The 1057-nt window shown below is 49.2% G+C and carries 1 protein-coding gene; it reads left to right on the top strand.

Going from position 1 to position 1057, the window contains the following annotated elements:
• Positions 1-278: 278 nt before the first annotated feature.
• Positions 279-1057: ribose-phosphate pyrophosphokinase (locus PX484_RS15210; RefSeq protein ID WP_502882751.1), on the top strand; the 779-nt coding region annotated here is incomplete at its 3' end.

Raw genomic sequence — 1057 nt, forward strand, 5'->3', positions numbered from 1 at the left:
CAAGCTTTTCTGGTCGGAACCCCCTAAGCCGAGTTTTCAAGGTGCTGCGCCGTCCACTTGGTTTTCGAGACTGGCCTTTTAATTCTAACGTAAAGCCAACCTAGAACGGCGGGGTTTCAGACCCAAAATTTCCGATGATCGGTAATTGGTTAAGATTGAGATCTAACAAAGAAATCCACTCAGATTTTCAACAAAACTGAGATGATAGAAAAAAGTGCCTTGAGTTTGAGGGTAAAGAATCTGCTGTGAGCTATTCTGCTACTTTGATGCGACATCCGATGTTTCCCGCCGCGTCGGACAGCAATCGTCTTCGTCTCTTTTCGGGATCCGCTAATGTATCTCTTGCCCAAGAGGTGGCCCGTTATCTGGGCATGGATGTGGGTCCGATGATTCGTAAACGTTTCGCCGATGGTGAATTGTACATCCAGATTCAGGAATCGATCCGGGGCTGTGATGTCTATTTAATTCAACCCTGTTGCAATCCCGTCAACGATCATTTGATGGAATTGTTGATCATGATCGATGCCTGTCGTCGTGCTTCTGCCCGACAAATTACCGCCGTAATTCCCTATTATGGTTATGCTCGCGCCGATCGCAAAACCGCCGGCCGGGAATCGATCGCCGCTAAACTGGTGGCTAATCTGATCACGGAAGCGGGGGCAAGTCGCGTGCTGGCCATGGATTTGCATTCAGCCCAAATTCAAGGTTATTTCGATATTCCCTTCGATCACGTTTACGGTTCCCCAGTGGTGGTGGACTATCTTCTCAGTAAACAATTACCCGATATCGTCGTGGTTTCTCCCGATGTGGGTGGGGTGGCTAGGGCGCGGGCTTTTGCCAAAAAACTCAATGATGCGCCCCTAGCAATTATTGATAAACGCCGGCAAACCCATAATGTGGCGGAAGTGATGAACTTGATCGGCGATGTTAAGGATAAAACGGCGGTTTTAGTCGATGATATGATCGATACGGCCGGTACGATCGCTCAAGGGGCGCAGTTACTGAAAGCCAAGGGGGCGCGACAGGTTTATGCTTGTGCCACCCATCCGGTTTTTTC

Origin of the sequence: Microcystis sp. M49636_WE2 (genome assembly GCF_030065375.1) — a bacterium.
Taxonomy (GTDB): domain Bacteria; phylum Cyanobacteriota; class Cyanobacteriia; order Cyanobacteriales; family Microcystaceae; genus Microcystis; species Microcystis aeruginosa_C.